This window comes from Massiliimalia timonensis (assembly GCF_900186585.1).
Classification (GTDB): Bacteria; Bacillota; Clostridia; order Oscillospirales; family Ruminococcaceae; genus Massiliimalia; species Massiliimalia timonensis.
In genome coordinates this window covers 796,784-816,989 of record NZ_FYDD01000004.1, presented here as the reverse complement: position 1 = coordinate 816,989, position 20,206 = coordinate 796,784, and the positions used below count along the sequence as shown (strand labels likewise).

The 20,206-nt window shown below is 46.4% G+C and carries 16 protein-coding genes; 5 read left to right on the top strand and 11 right to left on the bottom strand.

What is annotated here, in order from left to right; translation table 11 throughout:
* Nucleotides 1-14 precede the first annotated feature (14 nt).
* Complete coding sequence (gene purD / locus CIB36_RS11650; RefSeq protein ID WP_093989704.1) at nt 15-1,289, top strand: phosphoribosylamine--glycine ligase; 1,275 nt, start codon at nt 15-17, stop codon at nt 1,287-1,289.
* Nucleotides 1,290-1,393: 104 nt separating this feature from the next.
* Here the strand turns inward: purD and CIB36_RS11645 are convergent, their stop codons facing one another.
* Both CIB36_RS11645 and CIB36_RS11640 read right to left on the bottom strand, forming a co-directional pair.
* A complete protein-coding gene (locus tag CIB36_RS11645; protein WP_093989703.1) occupies nt 1,394-1,879 on the bottom strand; it encodes a hypothetical protein in 486 nt (161 codons plus the stop codon).
* 111 nt (nt 1,880-1,990) lie between these two features.
* On the bottom strand, nt 1,991-2,710 hold the full coding sequence (locus CIB36_RS11640) for a M23 family metallopeptidase (protein ID WP_093989702.1): 720 nt from the start codon (nt 2,708-2,710) through the stop codon (nt 1,991-1,993).
* A 279-nt stretch (nt 2,711-2,989) separates the two neighbouring features.
* Here CIB36_RS11640 and serC point away from each other — a divergent pair, with 279 nt between their 5' ends.
* A complete protein-coding gene (gene serC, locus CIB36_RS11635) occupies nt 2,990-4,075 on the top strand; it encodes a 3-phosphoserine/phosphohydroxythreonine transaminase (RefSeq protein ID WP_093989701.1) in 1,086 nt (361 codons plus the stop codon).
* Between the two features lie 62 nt (nt 4,076-4,137).
* Entirely contained in the window at nt 4,138-5,301 is a 1,164-nt protein-coding gene (locus tag CIB36_RS11630) for a phosphoglycerate dehydrogenase (RefSeq protein WP_093989700.1), read from the top strand.
* 198 nt (nt 5,302-5,499) lie between these two features.
* Here the strand turns inward: CIB36_RS11630 and CIB36_RS11625 are convergent, their stop codons facing one another.
* From CIB36_RS11625 to CIB36_RS11610, 4 genes are all read right to left on the bottom strand, one after another.
* Nucleotides 5,500-6,117, bottom strand: a complete 618-nt coding sequence (locus tag CIB36_RS11625; protein ID WP_093989699.1) for a flavodoxin family protein — start codon at nt 6,115-6,117, stop codon at nt 5,500-5,502.
* 27 nt (nt 6,118-6,144) lie between these two features.
* Entirely contained in the window at nt 6,145-7,905 is a 1,761-nt protein-coding gene (locus tag CIB36_RS11620) for an ABC transporter ATP-binding protein (RefSeq protein ID WP_093989698.1), read from the bottom strand.
* Between the two features lie 156 nt (nt 7,906-8,061).
* Entirely contained in the window at nt 8,062-8,430 is a 369-nt protein-coding gene (locus CIB36_RS11615) for a DUF2493 domain-containing protein (protein ID WP_093989697.1), read from the bottom strand.
* Nucleotides 8,431-8,541: 111 nt separating this feature from the next.
* The gene (locus tag CIB36_RS11610) at nt 8,542-9,018 is read right to left on the bottom strand and encodes a GNAT family N-acetyltransferase (RefSeq protein ID WP_093989696.1); all 477 of its coding nucleotides are present in this window, start codon (nt 9,016-9,018) and stop codon (nt 8,542-8,544) included.
* Between the two features lie 215 nt (nt 9,019-9,233).
* Here CIB36_RS11610 and spoIVB point away from each other — a divergent pair, with 215 nt between their 5' ends.
* On the top strand, nt 9,234-10,439 hold the full coding sequence (spoIVB, locus tag CIB36_RS11605; RefSeq protein WP_158662681.1) for a SpoIVB peptidase: 1,206 nt from the start codon (nt 9,234-9,236) through the stop codon (nt 10,437-10,439).
* Between the two features lie 150 nt (nt 10,440-10,589).
* The gene (gene spo0A, locus CIB36_RS11600) at nt 10,590-11,363 is read left to right on the top strand and encodes a sporulation transcription factor Spo0A (RefSeq protein ID WP_093989694.1); all 774 of its coding nucleotides are present in this window, start codon (nt 10,590-10,592) and stop codon (nt 11,361-11,363) included.
* Between the two features lie 160 nt (nt 11,364-11,523).
* Here spo0A and dtd read toward each other — a convergent pair whose 3' ends face one another.
* The 5 genes from dtd to CIB36_RS11575 form a co-directional block, all read right to left on the bottom strand.
* On the bottom strand, nt 11,524-11,982 hold the full coding sequence (gene dtd, locus CIB36_RS11595; protein WP_093989693.1) for a D-aminoacyl-tRNA deacylase: 459 nt from the start codon (nt 11,980-11,982) through the stop codon (nt 11,524-11,526).
* Between the two features lie 14 nt (nt 11,983-11,996).
* Nucleotides 11,997-14,177 (bottom strand): RelA/SpoT family protein, encoded by a 2,181-nt coding sequence (locus CIB36_RS11590; protein ID WP_093989692.1) that lies wholly within the window; start codon nt 14,175-14,177, stop codon nt 11,997-11,999.
* Nucleotides 14,178-14,221: 44 nt separating this feature from the next.
* The gene (recJ, locus tag CIB36_RS11585) at nt 14,222-16,255 is read right to left on the bottom strand and encodes a single-stranded-DNA-specific exonuclease RecJ (protein ID WP_093989691.1); all 2,034 of its coding nucleotides are present in this window, start codon (nt 16,253-16,255) and stop codon (nt 14,222-14,224) included.
* Between the two features lie 221 nt (nt 16,256-16,476).
* Nucleotides 16,477-17,451, bottom strand: coding sequence for a glycosyltransferase family 2 protein (locus CIB36_RS11580; RefSeq protein ID WP_093989690.1), 975 nt, complete (start codon nt 17,449-17,451; stop codon nt 16,477-16,479).
* A 189-nt stretch (nt 17,452-17,640) separates the two neighbouring features.
* Nucleotides 17,641-19,902 carry a VanW family protein gene (locus tag CIB36_RS11575; protein ID WP_158662680.1) on the bottom strand — a complete coding sequence of 754 codons (2,262 nt, stop codon included), beginning with the start codon at nt 19,900-19,902 and terminating at the stop codon, nt 17,641-17,643.
* Nucleotides 19,903-20,206: the final 304 nt, after the last annotated feature.

The window sequence follows — 20,206 nt, the reverse complement described above, 5'->3', positions numbered from 1 at the left end:
CAGGAGGTTACACCATGAATATTTTAGTGATCGGCGGCGGCGGACGGGAGCACGCCATCATCAAAAAGCTAAAAGAAAATCCAAAGGCTGTCAAAATTTATGCCGCGCCGGGCAACGGAGGTATCTCCAGGGACGCAGAGTGCGTCAATGTCAAGGCCTGCGATATTGAGGGAATGTGCGCCCTCTGCCGGGAAAAACAAATCGACTTTGCAGTGGTTGCCCCGGATGATCCTTTAGTAGCCGGAATGGTGGATGCGCTAAATCAAATCGGCGTGCGCACCTTTGGACCGAACCAGGCGGCCGCAGTGATCGAGGGCAGCAAGGTTTATTCCAAAGAACTGATGAAAAAATACGGCATTCCAACCGCTAAGTATGAAGTGTTCGACGACCCCAAGCAGGCGATCGAATACATCAAACAGCAAAACACCTATCCAACCGTGGTCAAAGCCGACGGATTAGCGCTGGGAAAAGGCGTTATTATTGCAGAAAGCTTTGAGCAGGCGGCAGACGCCGTCCACTCGATCATGGAGGACAAGATTTTCGGCGAAAGCGGAAACCATGTCGTGATCGAAGAATTTTTAACTGGTCCAGAGGTGTCTGTTTTAACGTTCTGCGATTCTAAAACGATCGTGCCAATGGTTTCTTCCATGGATCACAAACGCGCCTTAGACGGTGATCAGGGCCTGAACACCGGCGGGATGGGAACCATTGCGCCGAACCCATGCTATACGGAAGAAGTTGCAAAAATCTGCATGGATACCATTTTTGTTCCGACCATGGAGGCGCTCAACAAAGAAGGGCGTCCCTTCCAAGGCTGCATCTTCTTTGGGCTGATGCTCACACCAAACGGCCCAAAAGTGATCGAATACAACTGCAGGTTCGGCGACCCGGAAACACAGGTCGTTCTGCCGCTTTTGGAAAGCGACCTTTTGGATATTTTTGAAGCAGTCGCCGACAAACGGTTAAGCGAAGTACCTGTCGTTTTTTCCAAGAAAAAAGCGGCGGCCTGTGTGGTCGCGGCCTCCGGTGGTTACCCGCAAAAATATGAAACGGGGCTGCCCATCTCCGGGCTGGATGAAAACGGGGAAAGCGGGAAAGCGGTCGTTTACCATGCCGGCACAAAATATGAAAACGGCCGGTTCCTCACTGCCGGCGGGCGTGTTCTGGGCATTACCCAAGTGGGCGACACCTTGGACGAGGCCTTGAAAAAAGCTTATGAAGCGGTGGAAACGATCCATTTTGATAACATGCATTTCCGGCACGATATTGGCAAAAAGGCCGGGCTTTAAAAACAAAAAGGCGGAGGATGACACGTTATCCTCCGCCTTTTTGTTTTCTTAAATATATCTGCGTTTTGTATTAGTCACACAGGCCGCAATCCAAGAACGCTGACTTAATCATGTTCTATATCATCCGGATCAAAAACTACACTGTCATCCTTGCGGGCATATAAAACACCATCCTCCGCATAAAACGTCTTGTTTTCCGGCGAGCATTCCACCCAGACAAAGTCTTCCCATTCTATTTCATTGATTTCCGAAATATTTTTCCCAATGAAAAGCGTCAGGCCCTTTTCCTCCGGCAATGATGGCGAAACAAAAAATAGGGTCGGTACACCCGGGCCGAAATAGCCGCCCAACGCAGTGATCGGCTTCCCATGATATTTATCCGGAATCGTGACCGTCATCTCCTCGCGATCCCAGTAATAAGTCCCGGCAAAGCAATCGAAGAGTCCTTCATATACATCAATATTTTTGTATCGAACCCCTTCCTGATAAAATCCCATACTAATAAATATTGGAACGATATAATAAAGCGCAAGCAAAATGATTGGCAGCCCAATCAATACAGAGAGTACCGTAGACTTTCTTTTTTTCATAGTCCTGCCCCCTTAAAGACACAAACCCATAATCTTTCATCTTTACTATATCATACCGAACTATTTCTTTCAAGAAACCAAGAAAAAAGGACGGATATTCCGTCCTTTTTTTTACTTAATCAATCCCATCGGGTCGATCCATTCATCATTTTTCTTCATTGCGAAATGCAGGTGGCTGTCCTCAGCGATCTCAATTTCTGCGGTATTGCCAACATACCCAACAATATCGCCCACCTTTACTTCAGCGCCTTTTTTCACCGGTACGCTCGGTTTTAATCCACAGTAAATGCTCTGATAGCCTCCGTCGTGGGAAAGCGTTACCGTAATGCCCCACAGCGGGTCTTCGGTAATTGCTTCTACAGTCCCGTCACAGACTGCCTTGACCGGGCTGTTCGCTTCGGCTTTCAGGTCCACCCCGTCATGGGTGCGCCATTCCTTCAAGGTTTCTGATTTGACCAGTTCCCCATTGCTGAACGCATTGACAGTTTCCCCTTCCAGCGGCATTGCAAAGCTGATTGGTTTCGCTGCTGTACTGACCGTAGATTCCGGTTTGCTTTCCTCTTTTGGTTCTGGTTTTGATTCTACTGCAACATCGCTTTGCGTTTTGTCGACATCTTCCAGTTCCGGGTAATCATCCTCTTGAACCACGGCCTTGGAGGAGGCGTTGTTCAGGTCGATCGTACGGTCCTCGTGGATCTGCTGTACCGTTTGGCTGATGCCGATGTACAAAGCGATCCCGATCGCGACAATACAAATTCCCAATGCGGTATAAAAAACTCTTTTTTTCTTTTTATTGGTATCTGCGGTTTGGGCAAATTCCAGCTTCTTCATAGATTGACAACCTCTTTTCTTTTTTTATCTGTTCCACCACTGACAGATCTCATCGTTTACTCCTATTTTTGACACGGAGAAACTTGTTTATACAAGCAAAGGCTGCACTATCTTTTTCCAAATAAAATTTTTGCCTGCAAATTCAAATAATCTGTCTAAAATTTCACAAAATCATGAATTTTCTATTGACTAAACCTGCAAAAGAAAATATAATGGGTATATACTCACTTTAGAGAGATAACAGGACAAAGAGTGAGCAAATTGAATGGAGGAAGATACATGAGCAGAGTTTACAACTTCAGTGCCGGTCCTTCGATGCTGCCCGAAGCAGTGTTGAAGAGAGCAGCTTCAGAAATGCTGGATTATAACGGAAGCGGACAGTCCGTAATGGAGATGTCACACCGATCTAAAGTCTTTGAAGAGATCATCAACGGCTGTGAATCCCTGTTAAGAGAAATTTTGAATATTCCAGATAATTATAAAGTATTATTTTTACAGGGCGGCGCTTCATCTCAATTTGCTATGATCCCGATGAATCTGATGAAAAAGCACCACAAAGCTGATTTTGTCATCACCGGCCAGTGGGCGAAAAAAGCTTACAGCGAAGCGCAGAAATACGGGGAATGCAACGTTGTTGCCTCCAGTGCTGACAAAACCTTTAGTTACATACCAAAATTAGATTCTTCTACCTTTAGTAAGGACGCAGATTATTTTTACATCTGCATGAACAACACCATCTACGGTACCCATTACAGCGAACTGCCGGATACCGGCGATATCCCGTTGGTAGCTGACATCAGTTCCTGCATTTTGTCCGAACCGGTCGACGTTTCCAAATTCGGGCTTTTGTTTGCAGGCGCACAGAAAAACATGGGACCTGCTGGGTTAACCGTCGTGATCGTTCGGGAAGACTTGATCCAGGGCGTGGATGAAAAAGTTCCGACCATGTTCGACTATGCGATCCATGCGAAAAATGATTCCATGTACAACACACCTCCTTGCTATGCGATCTATATCTGCAAACTGGTACTGGAATGGATCAAAAATGATATCGGCGGCATTGACAAAATGTACGCCTTAAATCAGAAGAAAGCGAAACTGCTGTATGACTTTTTGGATCAGTCCAAACTGTTCAAAGGCACGGTAGAGCCGGATTCCCGCTCGTTGATGAACGTACCGTTTGTTACCGGTGATGAAGACTTGGACAAAAAGTTTATCAAAGAATCTGTGGAAGCTGGTTTTGTAAACCTGAAAGGCCACCGCACAGTCGGCGGTATGCGTGCTTCTATCTACAACGCAATGCCGATCGAAGGTGTTGAAAAGCTGATCGAATTTATGAAAAAATTTGAAGCGGAAAACCAATAAATATATTCCATGCCCTGCCTTTTCCGGCGGGGTATGAATTTTAAGAAACGGAGTTGAGTTTGATGTATCAGATCAAATTGTTAAATAAAATCTCGCCGGCTGGATTGGAAAATTTTGACCGCGACCTTTATAGCTGGGCGGAAGAAATGGAAGAACCAGATGCAATTATGGTTCGTTCCGCTTCTATGCACGACATGGAACTGCCAAAAAGCGTAAAAGCGATCGCAAGAGCCGGCGCTGGGGTAAACAACATTCCCTGCGATGAATGTGCGGCAAACGGTGTTGTAGTATTCAATACTCCGGGCGCGAATGCCAATGCGGTAAAAGAACTGGTCCTGCTCGGCCTTTTGATCTCCTCCAGAAAAGTGGCTCCGTCCATGGAATGGATCAAAACCCTGAAGGGTGAAGGCGATCAGGTATCTAAGCTGGTCGAAAAGGGCAAGGGGAAATTTGTCGGCCCGGAAATCTCCGGCAAAGCCCTTGGCGTAATTGGCCTTGGAGCGATCGGTGTACTGGTTTGTAACGCTGCTTCTGCCTTAGGCATGAAAGTATATGGATATGACCCTTATTTGAGCGTAGACGCGGCGTGGGGCCTCTCTCACAAGATCCAACATGCGACCAGCTTAAAAGAGATCTATGAAAACTGCGATTACATCACCGTACATGTACCGTGCAACAAAGAAACAAAGGGCATGATCAATTCAGAATCTATCGCTATGATGAAAAATGGCGTCAGGCTGTTAAACTTCGCACGCGGTGAACTGGTCGACTCCGCTGATATTTTAGAAGCATTAGATGAAAAGAAAGTATCCTGCTATGTGACTGATTTCGTTACCGATGAACAGATCGGCCACCCAGGCGTGGTTGCGTTCCCGCACTTGGGGGCTTCTACTCCCGAATCAGAAGACAACTGTGCAAGAATGGCTGCGCTGGAACTGATCGACTATCTGGAAAACGGAAACATCAAAAATTCTGTCAATATGCCGACAGCTTCTATGCCAAAGAGCAAGTATACCCGTCTTTGTGTGATCCACAAAAACGTTCCTTCTATTATTTCTAAAATCACCACTGTTTTGTCTGACAATCAAATCAACATTGAAAACATGGTGAATTCCTCCAAGCAGGAAATGGCTTATACCATGATGGATGTCAGCGGTACTGTTTCCGACAGCGTTACTGATATTTTAACTGCGGAAGACGGAATTATTCGTATCCGTGTGATCTAACCAATGGACATAAAAAAAGCGCCGAACTAATTTTTAGTTCGGCGCTTTTTTTATGTTATTTTCTTTTCACCAGCTCAATGGCCTCTTTCCCGTTGATGTGCTCTATCGTCAATTCAATCATACAAAGATTAGAAAATTCCCGCTCTATCTCTGCCATTCTGCTTTCCTACGCATTGGGAGAATGTTTTTCTGCCATAATTATCGAATAAAATCTGTTAGGATCTTTTCGTTGTCCGGATGTAAAATACCATTTTCTTTTCCCAATGCAAAACACTTTATCATCCAAGCCATATTTTTTCCTATATTATACATCGTCATCAAACCCTCTTTGTCTTGCTGTACATCTTCTGCTTTCCTGCCATACACATGGTTCCAATAAGTAGAGGCAACAACTGGCATCGATGAAATTGTAAAATGCTTATTAATCACATCAAAAGAGGCCGTTGTGCCCGCGCGGCGTGCGCTGAGTACAGCTGCAGCCGGTTTAAAAGCAAAGTTTTTAGACCCAGAATAAAAAGCCCTGTCCATAACTGCCAGCAGCCGTGCGCTTGGATGGGCATAATAAACCGGAGACCCAAATACGAAGCCATCACAGTTCTTTGCTTTCTCAGCAAGGTCATTCGCTATATCGTGGAATATGCACTCCCCTATTTCCCTGCATTTTCGACAACCAGTACAATCCGGAAAAGGCTGATTCCCCAAGAAAACAGTTTCTGTTTCAATTCCTTCTTCCCTCAAAGCACGTGCAACTTCAGATAATGCAACACTTGTGCAGCCATTGTTTTTGGAACTTCCGTTTACTAACAAAACCTTCATCTTGATAAACACCTCACTAAAATAATCTTAACATGTTCCTTTGACGTTTTCCTCCTGCCCGGCAAACTGATACCGGTACAGCTCCGCATAGATACCGTTTTTCTCTAACAGCTCCTGATGTGTTCCCTGTTCTGCAATGCCTTCGTTGGTCAGCACCACGATCTTATCCGCATTTTTAATAGTGGACAGCCGGTGCGCCACTACCACCGCGGTACGCCCCACAGAAAGCTCCTCCAACGACCGCTGGATATGAAGCTCGGTCGCGTTGTCCAGCGCAGAGGTCGCTTCATCCAAAATCAGGATCGGCGGATTTTTCAAAAACGCACGCGCAATCGAAACACGCTGCTTCTGCCCGCCTGACAGCCGCACTCCGCGTTCTCCAATATAGGTATCGTATCCATCTTCCATCGCCATGATAAATTCATGGATATTCGCCCGTTTGGCCGCTTCGATGATCTCTTCCTCGGTCGCCTCCAGATTCCCATATGCGATATTATCCCGGATCGTCCCGGTGAACAGGAACACATCCTGCGCCACCATCCCAATGTTTTTGCGCAGGGATTCCCGGGTCATCAGAGTGATGTCTTTCCCGTCGATCGTGATTTTCCCAGAGGTAATATCATAAAACCGGGGAATCAAGTGGCAGAGGGTGGTTTTTCCTCCGCCGGATGGTCCTACCAACGCAACCGTGGTACCCTGCTCGATCTCCAAAGATAGGTCGTTGATCACAAGCTCCTGACGCGTCTTTTCCCCGTCCTCATTTTCATAAGAAAAGCTGACGTGCTGAAAACAAATGTCCCCTTCCAGCACACCGGCGTCTACCGCGCGCGGGTCTTCGGGTTCTTCTTCCTCATTCATGATCTCCTGGAACCGTTCAAACCCAGTCATCCCGTTCTGATACTGCTCGACAAAGTTTACCAGCCGTTTGATCGGGTCCAAAAACATGCTGATATAGAGGATATACATGGTAAACTCCCCTGCGTCTATAGCGTCATACAGCAGGAACACCCCGCCTGCGATCAGCACGATCGCATACAGCAGGTCTGTAAAAAGCCCCATTCCAGAGTAGAAATAACCCATCATTTTATAAGCTGCGGAACGCGCCAGTTCAAAACAATGGTTAAAAAAATTAAATTTTTTCTGTTCGTGCTCGCTGCTGGTATAAGCACGGGACACACGGATGCCCGCGATCGAGTTCTCCAGACTGGCATTTACTTCCGCGATCTCTTCCCGGCTTTTCTTGAATGCGACATTCATCTTTCCCCGCATCTTCATTGCGAATAATATCCCAAACGGGAGTACCGCATAGATAATCAACGTCAGCGGGATACTAATCGTGCACAGGATAACGAATGCGCCAATGAGCAAAATCGTAGATAGAAACAAATCCTCCGGGCCATGATGCGCCAATTCAGAAATGTCCATCAAGTCGTTCATGATCCGGGACATAACCGTTCCTGTTTTGTTTTTATCAAAATAGGAAAACGGCAGTTTTTGCAGCTTTTTAAAAATGTCGCGCCGCATATCTGCCTGCATCCGCACCCCAACGACATGACCGTAATACTGGATAAAATAACTCAATCCCGCCTTTAACAGGTAGATCAGGATCAATACCACCGACCAGAACACCAACTGCTGAATCAATTTATTCGGCGCATAATCGTTGATAATATTCTTTGCGATCATCGGGTAAAACAGGTTACAAGCCGCTACAATGAACGCACAGATCATATCCATGGTAAACAGCTTCCAGTGCGGTTTATAATAATGTGCAAATTTTCGGATCATCTGTCAAAATCCTCCCTTATCAATCCTAGAAAATTTTGTCATATCAAAATAATTTTTAAATGGATTCCAATAAAATCATGCGGCAAGCTGTCTTTTTTATCATGACCTGCCGGGTATCAAAAAACGCTTCCGTTTTTGTTAAACTGGCTGACAGCCTTAAAACGATTGCCCGGAAAACGATTTCCGGCCTACGATCACCGGTTTGATTGCTTTTCCCGCTTTAAGAGCCCGTATCAAGGTATCCCTCGTTCCCTTGGATTCCCCATCCCATACGGCGATGATAAGGTCCGAGTAGTCCACGATCTGCTGGTTTCGGCGAATCGGCGCTGCACGCCCATATTTTTCATAATCCGGAAAAAACTCCGTCAGCGGTACAGAAAGCTCTTCAGCAATCTTCCGCGCAAGCTGGTCGATCCCCTGCGCGCCCCCGGACACGATCTCAGAACACTGCGCAGGGATATATGGAATGATCTCATGAATATCAAGCGATTCGATTTTTCTGCCGCCGATCACACCTACCCGCATCGTGTTCTCTCCTCTCGTTCTAATTATTTCAAATTTTTTACAATTTTCAACTAGGCAAATCTTTTCAGCTTAATTTGTTGGGAATATCCCAAAACCTTGCCAAATTGGTATTTATAGTGCACTAATCACAATTTCATATTTAAAGAATAAAAATGCATTCTTTTCCTCATAAACTTCAAACCCTAATCTTTTATATAAATTTTGAGCAGGGTTTGTTTTTATAACTACAAGAAAAATTGGTACTGAATATTTTTTTAATTCTTGTAGAAACCATGTTCCGATACCCTTGTTTTGAACTTTTGGCATTATTTTCAGAAGTACATTATCAATTTTATTCACTTTTTTGTCATAGCTCAAAAAGCCAACTATCTCGTTATTTAGAAGTATTTTTTTGAAAAATGTCATTTTAATTCTATCATAAAAAGCATCTTTCAAAATTTGTTCATCATACTCTCCCAAAAATTCAGAGTTTTCAAAAATATACTTACTATGTGAAATCTTTTCCACAAATAAATAATCATTTAAATCATCTTGATGTACATCTTTTAAAGAAAATCCCATATCTATGTGCTTCAATGCTAATTCCATATTTACCTCCTTTTATGCCAATTTATTATTCAATTTATTCAATCCACAAATTCAAGTTTGCTAATTTTTCTGATTAGATAATAATGCCTTTATAGTATACCTGAAAATGAAAAATTTGTAAATCCTTCCTTCATTGCCAGCCCGAAATTTGCCACCCATAAACGAGATGATTCGGTGTAACATAACATTGAAATCAAATGAAAAGAGGATGCGTTATGCGAAATTTCATTCATAAAATCACAGCGGCGCTGGCGGCAATGTCGGTGGCCCTTTTTTCAGGGATCATCTATTTGGATGGTTACCTTCCGGACCGTTATTATACGGCGGATACCAAGTCCTTTTCTTTAGCACAGTCATTTTTAAACACCTCCTATTCTGGAGGGAAAACATCAGCGGTCTCCCAATCTGGCGGGACACAAAATGTTTCTGTGGACTTGCTGGGTATTTTCCCTGTAAAATCAGTTTCTGTTTCCCAATCTCAGACACCTCAGCTGATCGCCTCCGGAAACCCATTTGGTGTGAAAATGTTTACCGGCGGGGCGATCGTTGTCGGTTTTTCTGATGTAAGGACAGACAACGGGAAAGTTTGCCCCGGCAAAGACGCAGGATTAAAGGCCGGCGATATTATTTTAAGCGTCAATAAAAAGGAGATCAGCTACAACGAAGAGGTCGCCCTAATCATCAAGGAAAGCAAAGGGGAACTCGTGTTAATTGAAGCAGAACGTAACGGGAAAACAATGGAATTCACAGTAGAGCCAGTGAAATCCGCGGAAGACGGCAGCTATAAAAGCGGCATCTGGGTGCGTGACAGCGCGGCTGGGATTGGAACGATTACCTTTATTGACCCGTCTAACGGAGTCTTTGGCGGCCTTGGACACGCGATCTGTGACGTGGACACCGGGCAAATCATGCCGGTCGGTTCCGGTGAGGTCTGCGATGTTACCATTAACAGCATCAAAAAAGGGGCTTCTGGTTCTCCGGGAGAATTATTAGGTGTTTTTACGACCGGCGAAGCGATCGGCACTATTGTGACCAATAACGAAACTGGTATTTATGGGACATTATTCCAGGAACATTTTACGGATAAAACTTACCCTATGGCCTTTCAGCAGGAAGTGAAAAAAGGGAAAGCCAGTATTCTTTGTAAATTCCAAGGAAATGAAACGCAGGAATATGAAATAGAGATCACAGATATCGACTACCGTGAAGACCATAAAGTGAAAAATATGGTGATCAAAGTGACCGACCCGGAACTGATCAAACTGACCGGCGGGATCGTTCAGGGAATGAGCGGCACCCCGATCCTGCAAAACGGAAAAATTGTAGGAGCTGTGACCCATGTGTTTGTTAACGATTCGACCAAAGGTTATGGTATATTCGCGGAAAATATGTATAATCAGACGAAAAATTTAGAATCATGATCCTCTCTTCCCCAAAATAAAAGTAATATTTTGTCGAAATCCTCATAATCTGTGAGTTTGTTGAATTTTATGGCGAAAAGTTTTATTTGCAACTTCTGGTAAAATATGGTAAAATTTGGATAACAACAAAAGATCGGGGGATATTTCAGCATGTATCATAGAATTAAAGTATTATTCGGGGACGATTCGTTAAACTTTGGGGTGAGTTGTGCCAAAATATTAGAAGAGCGCGGCTTTTTAGTCAAAACAACGCCGAAAGACGGGTCTGCGCTACGCAAAGAAATTTTTGCATTCCAACCAAATATTGTCGTAATGGAGTGCAATATGGTACGCATGGATGCAGTCGGTGTTTTAGAAAGCTTAGACGGTTTTGCCATGGACCTGCCTAAATTTATCATTCTGGGCACTTCTGATACGCCCAAAAATGACCGGAGCTATTTTGAAGAAAGAGACGCGGTCATTGTTAGCAAGTCGGCGACAATCACCGAATTATGCGACGCTATCTCTTCTCAGGCAGTGAACCTGCGACATGAGGATGCCTCTGGAAAATCAGCTTCTTCTCAGACCTTAGATCTAGAAATGTTGGTTACTGACGTCATTCATCAGATCGGTGTGCCTGCTCATATCAAAGGCTACCACTATCTTAGAGAAGCGATCATTCTTTCTATAGAAGACAGCGAGATGATCAATTCTGTGACAAAATTACTTTATCCAACCATTGCCAAACGGTTCAAAACCACCTCTTCCCGTGTGGAACGCGCAATTCGTCACGGCATTGAAGTGGCTTGGGACCGCGGCGATGTCGATACATTAAATTCTTACTTTGGTTTTACCATCCACAACGGACGCGGAAAACCCACCAACTCAGAATTTATCGCAATGATCGCGGACCGGCTGAAATTACAGATGAAAAAGAACGCGTAAAAGCCAGTCAAATCCTATTTGCTAACTTCTTATTATTTTCTCATTTCCATCCTCTGTACGAAATGTACGGAAAGCCTTCTCTATCCAGAAGCGCAAAAAAGCCAGCCTATATGGGCTGGCTTTTTTGCCGCGTATTCCAAATAAATATTTTTTGCGTTATTTATTTCCCCAATTCCTGAGTATCCAAAATGATTGTAACCGGGCCATCCGCTTCGATATGCAGATCCATGTGTGCACCGAATACGCCGGTAATCACCTTTTTTACCGTTTCTTGTTTTACACAGTCAACAAAATAATCATATAACGCTTGAGCAACGTCCGGCGCGGCGGCCTGCGCATAAAACGGCCGTCTTCCATGGCGGCAGTCCGCTCCCAACGTAAAATTAGAAACGATCATCATTTCCCCGTCAATATCCTGCAGGGAAAGATTCTGCTTCCCCTGTTCATCTGAAAATACCCTCAGCCCGCATATTTTTTTTGCTAAAAATTCCGCCTGCGCTTTGGTATCCCCTTCCATAACGCCCAGAAGAACGGTCAAGCCCTGCCCGATCTCACCGTTAGAATATTCCCGGTCAATTGTGATCCCCGCCGAGGACACCCGCTGCAATACTGCTTTCAATGTCTTTCCCTCCGTTATTTTCCGGAACGCTCCACGCTGATCACACCGTTGACCTTTCCGAGTTTATAGATGATATTTTTTAAATGCTCCACGCCCTGGGTGCTGATCGTTGCAACGACGATCGCGTTTCCGTTTTTCAACTGGCGCGCGCTGATCTCGTGGATCGGTACCCGCTGGTTTGCAAGCGCCATGCTGATGTCGGCAAACAGTGCGTCGCGGTCACGCGCAATGATGTCCAAGGTACAGCTATAATTTTTCGCCACGTCGCCAGTCCAGCGGACGCTGATCCACCGCCCGGATTGCTCCGGATCATCAATGGAATTGATCACATTCACACAGTCCCGCTTATGGACGGAAACCCCGTGTCCCCGGGTCACAAAGCCGATGATATCATCGCCCGGAAGCGGCGAACAGCACTGGGCAAATTTTACCAAACAGTTGTCTATCCCCTCTACGATCACATCGCCGGAAAGCTTTTGCTTGGAATCCTCCATTTTATCCAGCAAAATATCCGCGGGCTCCGGCGCGTCGTTTTTGATCATCTTCACATAATCTTCTTTCAGCCTTGGCATGATCTTTTGAAGATTGATCCCGCCGTATCCGATCGCCGCATATAAATCGTTTTCATCATGATTATACCTGCGGCACAGCTTTTCGATCAGGTCCTGATACTGCTCCTCATCCAGCCGGATATAGCTGCGTTTTAATTCCCGTTCCAGCTCCATTTTTCCTTCGATGATATTCTCTTCCCGGCGCTCCCGCTTAAACCACGCGCGGATCTTTGAGCGCGCTTCGCTGGTATGGGCAATGTTCAGCCAATCCTTGTTCGGTCCGTGGGAGATCGACTTCGTGGTCAAAATCTCGATGATCTGACCTGTTTCGATCTTGTGCTCTAAGGATACGATCCGCCCGTCTACCTTAGCGCCGATCATCTTGTTGCCGACCTCGCTGTGGATCGCGTAAGCAAAGTCGATCACCGTAGAGCCGGCGGGCAGGCATTTCACATCTCCCTTTGGGGTAAATGCGTATACCTCTTCGGGAGTGAGGTCGGTTTTGATCGTTTTTACAATGTCCTCCGCGCCCTCAGAATCCTTCTGCGCTTCAATGATCTGACGGATCCACGCCAGCCGGTCCTCCAGCTTATCCTTGCCGTTGATCCCCTCCTTATACTTCCAATGCGCGGCGATCCCGTATTCCGCCGTGTAATGCATATCCCAGGTGCGGATCTGAATCTCAAAGGGGATGCCCTCTTTTCCAATAACCGTGGTATGCAGTGATTGGTACATGTTCGGTTTTGGGGTGGAAATATAATCCTTGAACCGGTTTGGGATCGGGGTAAACATATCGTGAATGATCCCCAAAATATTATAACACTCAATATCGGTATTGACGATGATGCGCACCGCAAAGATATCATATACCTCGTCAAAATCCCGTCCCGCCATATAAACCTTGCGGTAGATGCCGTACAGGCTTTTGACGCGCCCTTCAATATACGGGTCGATGTTGTATTCTTTCAGCCGTTCCCGGATCCGTTTTTTGATGGAATCCACCACGGCGTTCCGGTCATTCTTTTTAACAGCCAGCGCCGCCTCAATTTCCGCCACTGCGATCGGATCCAGATATTGCAGCGCCAGATCCTCCAGTTCCTCTTTCATCGCCATGATCCCCAAACGGTTCGCGATCGGGGCAAAGATCTCCATCACTTCCAGTGCCTTTTCCCGCTGTTTATCAGGACGCATGTACTGAAGCGTGCGCATATTGTGCAGACGGTCCGCCAGCTTGATGATGACGACACGGATATCCTGATTCATTGCCAGCAGCATCTTCCGCACATTTTCCGACTGCTGCTGTTCCTTGGTGGAAAGCGGCACCTTTCCCAGCTTTGTAACGCCGTCTACCAAAGAGGCAACCTCGTCCCCAAACCCGCTTTTTAACTGCTCCAGCGTTACTGAAGTATCCTCTACTACATCGTGCAGCAAAGCAGCGCAGATGCAATCGGTGTCCATTCCCAGTTCCGTCAGAATACACGCCACCTGCAACGGATGATGGATGTACGGTTCCCCCGAAAAGCGTTTTTGATCACAATGGGCTTTCTTCGCCAAAAGGTAAGCCTTCTCGATCTTTTCCGTATCGTAAACGCGCCCGGATTCCTGAATCATTTTATTTAATTGCTGATAAACTTGATCCTGCATGACGATTTCCCTTCTTATTGGCCTGAAATACTTTTGGGGCTGGGTCAACTCCCTTTTAGCCTGCGCAAAGTAGGCGCAGCCTCTAAATCTACCTTATGATCGCAGTCACACAGGTCGATCCGGTCCAGAAGCGGGGAGACCCGAATCAGCCCCAGTTCCTCTAACACATCCAGAATGACTCGGTATTGACAATAATTCAGCATTGGAAACGCGGAATACAGCAGCTCCACTTCCCCAGTGTAAGCCCCGCACTTCCTTAAATATTTATAGACGACCGCCGTCTGATCCCGGTTAGGGATCATTCTGTGCCGGATCTGCGGGGTGATCTCCTCGTCCCGGCGGTACATTTCATAATAAGCTTTGGCATTGAAAAACTTTTTCTGTTCAAATCCAGATGGACGGATGTCCTTTATCATAACCGAAAGATATTCCCGCCCATTGTAAGGATTGATACTAATATTGCACAGAAAATCCAATGTTTCCCCCACGCGGAACAAAAACCGGTCGGTGCTCATCCCAAAGTACATGGCGGTGATTTCCATGCCGCCGTACTGCATCTTTAACCGCAGATGACGGTTTTCAGAAACCGGAGAAATCCCTCGAAGCACCGCTTTTTTGATGCAGAAAAGCGGCACCTGATTCGCCGCTCCAAACGGTTCCAGCACAGAAAGCTCCCGGATCTGTTCTAGGCCCAGCTCCTGCGGATGCAGTACCCGGTCAACTTCATAGGAAAAGACCGGCATGACCGGATATTCTTTGCGCGCATAGGCTTCAATATCCCGGTAAAACTCCGCAAAGTTCGCTTCAGGCAGGCTAAAGCCCGCCGCCTGGGTATGCCCGCCGTATTGGGTCAGCGTCTTTTCACAGGCTGTCAGCATTTGGTACAGGGAGAAAAATTCCACGCTTCTGGCAGAGCCGCGCAGCTGCCCGTTTTCCGCCGACATCAGCAGCACCGGTTTTCCATACCGCTCCAAAACCTTGGAGGCAACGATCCCGATGATCCCGGGGTGCCAGTCTTCGTGATACAGTGCCAACACCCTATTATTGAGCAACGACGGATCTTCGGCGATCATCGCTTCAATATCCCGCATGATCCCGTCTTCCAGAGAACGGCGTTTTTGGTTTAGCGTATCGACCTCCTGCGCCAGTATCTGCGCCCGCTCCGGATCGTCGCACAAAAGCAGTTCCGCCGCGATCGCCGCGTCTTTCATTCTGCCCGCGGCGTTGATCCTAGGCACGATACCAAATGCCACGTTCTGAGCCGTGAGCTTTTGCGGGGAAATTCCCGCCGTCTCCATCAATGCCGCAAGGCCGATATTATCAGTATGTGCAACCGCTTCCAATCCAATCCGTACCAGGGTACGGTTCTCCCCGACCAGGGGCACAATATCCCCGATCGTTCCAATTGCCAAAAGGTCGGAAAATTGTTCCAGCGTGCTGTCATAATCCCCGTTTTCCAGCGCAGTGACCAACTTAAACGCCACGCCAACACCGGCAAGGTGCTTAAATTCGCTGGGGCAATCCGGCCGGTGCGGATCGACAACCGCATAAGCCTCGGGCAGTTCCTCCCCCACCTGATGATGGTCGGTTACGATCACAGTTAATCCCAGTTCATTGGCATACCGTATTTCATCCAAGGCAGAGATCCCGTTATCTACCGTAATGATCAAGGAAGCACCCTGTTCTGCCAGCCGGCCGATCGCTTCCCGGTTCAGCCCATAGCCCTCGGTTTCCCGTTTAGGAATATAATAAGAAACCTGCGCGCCAAGCATACTGAGATAACTGTACAAAATAGCGGTAGAAGTTACTCCGTCACAGTCATAATCTCCGTAAACTACGATCGGCTCATCCTGTTCCAGCGACCGGGAGATACGCTGTACGGCACGATCCATATCAATCAGGGAAAAAGGGTCTTCCAATACCTGCTCATCGTTTAAAAAGACGTCGGCCTGCGCATAGGACGTGATGCCCCGGCTGACCAGGATCTCGGCAACCATCTGGGAAATCCCGCATTCCTGTGCCAAAGTTTTTGCAAGTATGTTGTCGATCTTCGTAAAGTTCCAGTTTTTCACAGACACCCTAAATCCCTCTTTTCTTTCTTCCTCTAACCCTAATATTTTACCACTTTTTTTGAATTTCCGCAACTGACGTGCTATTTCAGCCGTTTATGTGGGAAAAGCAGTTTTGTATATCCCCCTTGATAAGCAATACGTCAAAAAAGACTGTGCCAGCTTTTGCTGATACAGTCTTTTTTCCCTATAAAAATTTTGATCGATTCAGCAGGCAAGGGCTGTTCCCCTTACCGCTTTTCCTGCTCTTCCTGCTCCTGATCGTGAAGAAAGCTTCGTACAATAAATCTTGGACGATGCTTTACCTCCAGATAAATCTTCCCGATATATTCTCCGACAACACCCAACGCCAACAGCATTAACCCGCCGAACAGCCAAACGCTTGCCGCAACACTGGACCAACCGGTCACAGTATTTCCGGTGAAAAAGCGCACCAGAATGTACACAAACATCACAAGGCTGGCTAAAAACACCAGAAAACCCAGCCCGGTAATAAAACGGATCGGCTTAACACTCAACGAAGTGATTCCCTCTAAGGCAAAGGAAATCATCTTCTTTAACGGATACTTGCTTTCCCCGGCAAAGCGTTCGCTTCGTTCATATAATACCGTGTCGGTCCTATACCCGATCATCGGCACGATACCCCGCAAAAAGAGGTTTACTTCCCCAAAGCTTTCCAGGCCCTCCAAGGCGCGCCGGCTCATCAGACGATAATCCGCATGGTTAAACACAGTATTGGCACCCAAAAAATTCATGACGCGGTAAAAGCCCTCTGCTGTGACGCGCTTAAAAAAGCTGTCTGTTTTCCGCTTGTTCCGCACGCCATATACAATGTCGCAGCCGTCCAAGTATTTTAGCACCATCTCATCCATGGCGTCGATGTCATCCTGTAGGTCAGCGTCCATGGAGATCACCATATCCGCATGTTCTTTTACCGTCATCAAGCCAGCCAGCAAAGCGTTTTGATGCCCGCGGTTTTTGCTCAAATCAATGCCGCAAAACAGCGGATTATCCCGATGGCAGGCGCAGATCAGCTCCCAGGTGCGGTCTTTGGAGCCATCGTTTACCAACGCTACCCGGCTTTTTACTGAGATCAGGCCGCGTTCCATCAGGGAGGCCATTTTCCCGGCCAGCCGGCGGGTCGTTTCCGGCAGGACTTCCTCTTCATTATAGCATGGGATCACCACATATAACGTTCGTTTCATCTTCGTTCACTTCCAATCTTTGTCTATACATATCCTGTACGACAAACGCAGGGATTATGTATCCCCCAGTCTATAAATCTATTATAGAAAGTTGTTAGGGCGAAGACAAGCTTTTCTTGTCACTTGTTACAATTTTGATACAATCTCTTATCAAAAAAGGCCCCATGGAATTTCCATGGGGCCTTTTTCTTATTCTTCTACAACGGGTTCTTTTGTTTCCTCGTTCTTTTCTGGTTCCGGCTTTTCCGTTGGCTCTGCGGTACCGATCAGAACCGTTTCATTGACCGGATTATAGCGGGAGCTTGGCAAGGCTTCTGTTTTTACTTTTTTCCCGTCCTTATAATAGGTCCTTTGCGCGCTGGCAGTGCTTCCTGCCCTTGCTTTGATCTTCACCTTTTCTGTTCCTTTTGGCAGAGAAGGGTCCTTCACTTCAGTCCGTTTTCCAGGCGAAAGTGTCGAGGTCTGCCAAGAAGAAATTTCGATCTCATCCCATTCCTCTGACGGGGAACCGTAAATCATTACCTGAAGCTTTGTTCCAGACATATACGACTTAATGTAAACCGGATAGTCCGTATTGTTTTTAAACTTCATATCCTGGCTGCCCCAGCTTACCATAGCGTCCTGCCCGATCGGAACATAGGTAGAAGGCCAGCGGTGGTTTCCGCGTTCTACCACTTCCATTCCCGCACGGATCGCAGCACCGTATACCGTAGTAGAAGCCTGGCAAACGCCGCCGCCCAGTCCGTCGACCAATTCACCGTTTTTGATGACCCCAGCGGTCCTGAAGCCGTTGGCAGCAGTCCGCCGGCCGACCGTTCCATTAAAGGAGAAGGTCTCTCCCGGCTGCAACACAGTTCCAGTGATCCTGCCCAAGGCATTTTTCATGTTATGGTTTCCATTTGCATTATTATGGGAAATGGTAGAATACGTCCCTAACAAGCTGATATGGGAAAGCATCTCTTCTTTATCCATCGTGTAAGAAGTTTCTGAAGCCGGGATCGCAACTGTTCCCTTTTTTTCCTTCCCATCCAAAATCGCTTTGCAGTCTTCCGCCAATTTCGTCTGGTCAACTTCCACACCAGTCACTGCGTCACTGATCGTAAACATCTCTTCAATTTCAGAGCCAGCGTTCGGATCAAATTTTTCTACTGCTGCATCCTTAGGCTCTGCATTGACCTGATCTGCGATCTCTGCCGCGATCTGTTTGGAAAGCACACTGGTATCCTCTAATTCATGGGACAAGGAGAACTTTTCCGGATTGTTTTTGAGCATCAGCACTTTAAAATACCGGAACCAAACATATCCATCCCGTCCTGTTTGATAGGCTTCCTCCAATACCTCATCAGTATCATAAGTAAACTGGAAGTCATCCTCTGTGTACTCAAATGTCTGATCCTGATAAGTCAGGGTCAGGTCGATCTCATCCCGTATCCGTTTTTCCAGATCCGCCATCAGTTCCTTGGCTTCTTCCATGGTTTTTCCGCCAAGGTCAACGTCTTCTATATAAATTCCCTGATAAAAGGTGTCCACATTCAGCTTTTTCTCAATCGACCCGCTGAGCAGGAGCATCACAACGACGACTGTTATGATCAAAAGCCCCAACACGCCGCCGGTGATAGCCAAAACCTTTTTCCACTTTTTCTTTTCCTTTTTAGCTGGCTCTGCAACAGGCTCCGCAGTAACCGGAACACTGTTTCGGTCCGCAGAAGATCCAGAATCAGAGGAAACTATCTGCGCTTTCTCCGTTTTCTTCTCTTCCGAGATGGGAAAACGGTCGGAGCTCTTTTTGTCTGCGGCTACCATATTTTCTTCTGGCTTTGCCGTTTCTATCACCCTCGTTTGATCCAGATCAGGCTGCTGTTTTTGTCCTAATACCTGCGTCTTGTCCAGGTCTGCTTCCTGCTTCTTTTCTTCTGAAACCGGAAAACGGTCAGCCGGTTTCTGCGGATTTTCCGCATTTGGTGTTTCTGGCTTTTTTGGTTCAGCAAGCGTTTTCTCCTCCGGCTTTACCGTTTCTATCACCCTTGTCTGATCTAAATCCTGCTGTTCTGCCGGCTGCTTATCCGCATGTTTTTTCTTCTTTCTCCGCTTTGACTTGCCCGGATGCTTTTCTTCATCCTGCGCTTTCACTGCATCTTTCCCTTCACTCAAAGCAGAAGCACTTTTTGGCTCTTCAGGCTTTGTTTCCTCTGGAATTGGAAATTTTTCTTTTACCCCTTCCTGTTTTTCCGCAGAAGCAGGATCTATTTCCAAGGAATGCGAATCCTTCGCTTTTTCCTGTTGTACAGCGTTTGCAGCATTTTGATCAGCCACAGAATTTTGAGTGGATCGCAAAGTTTCGTTTGGGGATTTCTGTGCTGAAGATGAGGCTGTCTTTTCAGCCTCCGGGCTATTTGTCTGTGGGTCTTTCTTAGCAGATCCTTCTGCCGAGAAAAACTTATCCTCCCCCATGGAATCCCTCCTGTAATCATACTTATATATCTTTATGTTACTACATACCATCTCAGAAGTAAAGTTACAGAATTTCAACTCAAGCGCTGGAAAAGTTACAAATTTTTACCTTTTTTGTGGCTTTTCCCAAAAAGCAAATCCTGTTTCTTTTCTTTTTCTGGCACTTCATCAAGCACCACAAAAAAGCAATTTATTTTTTTAACAGATATTGCTATAATAACGTTAAACAGGTCGTTTAACGTCCAGAAAAACGGCTCTCAGAACGATGTTCTTCCTGCCTTACGGCACTGCCGTTTTTATCACG

Excerpts from the sequence above, each read along its gene's own strand:
- CIB36_RS11630 (WP_093989700.1), top strand. The coding sequence starts at position 4,138 with ATGTATCAGATCAAATTGTTAAATAAAATCTCGCCGGCTGGATTGGAA.
- CIB36_RS11590 (WP_093989692.1), bottom strand. The coding sequence starts at position 14,177 with ATGCAGGATCAAGTTTATCAGCAATTAAATAAAATGATTCAGGAATCC.
- spoIVB (WP_158662681.1), top strand. The coding sequence starts at position 9,234 with ATGCGAAATTTCATTCATAAAATCACAGCGGCGCTGGCGGCAATGTCG.
- purD (WP_093989704.1), top strand. The coding sequence starts at position 15 with ATGAATATTTTAGTGATCGGCGGCGGCGGACGGGAGCACGCCATCATC.
- CIB36_RS11625 (WP_093989699.1), bottom strand. The coding sequence starts at position 6,117 with ATGAAGGTTTTGTTAGTAAACGGAAGTTCCAAAAACAATGGCTGCACA.
- serC (WP_093989701.1), top strand. The coding sequence starts at position 2,990 with ATGAGCAGAGTTTACAACTTCAGTGCCGGTCCTTCGATGCTGCCCGAA.
- CIB36_RS11645 (WP_093989703.1), bottom strand. The coding sequence starts at position 1,879 with ATGAAAAAAAGAAAGTCTACGGTACTCTCTGTATTGATTGGGCTGCCA.
- CIB36_RS11610 (WP_093989696.1), bottom strand. The coding sequence starts at position 9,018 with ATGGAATTAGCATTGAAGCACATAGATATGGGATTTTCTTTAAAAGAT.
- CIB36_RS11620 (WP_093989698.1), bottom strand. The coding sequence starts at position 7,905 with ATGATCCGAAAATTTGCACATTATTATAAACCGCACTGGAAGCTGTTT.
- CIB36_RS11575 (WP_158662680.1), bottom strand. The coding sequence starts at position 19,902 with ATGGGGGAGGATAAGTTTTTCTCGGCAGAAGGATCTGCTAAGAAAGAC.
- spo0A (WP_093989694.1), top strand. The coding sequence starts at position 10,590 with ATGTATCATAGAATTAAAGTATTATTCGGGGACGATTCGTTAAACTTT.
- CIB36_RS11640 (WP_093989702.1), bottom strand. The coding sequence starts at position 2,710 with ATGAAGAAGCTGGAATTTGCCCAAACCGCAGATACCAATAAAAAGAAA.
- CIB36_RS11615 (WP_093989697.1), bottom strand. The coding sequence starts at position 8,430 with ATGCGGGTAGGTGTGATCGGCGGCAGAAAAATCGAATCGCTTGATATT.
- CIB36_RS11580 (WP_093989690.1), bottom strand. The coding sequence starts at position 17,451 with ATGAAACGAACGTTATATGTGGTGATCCCATGCTATAATGAAGAGGAA.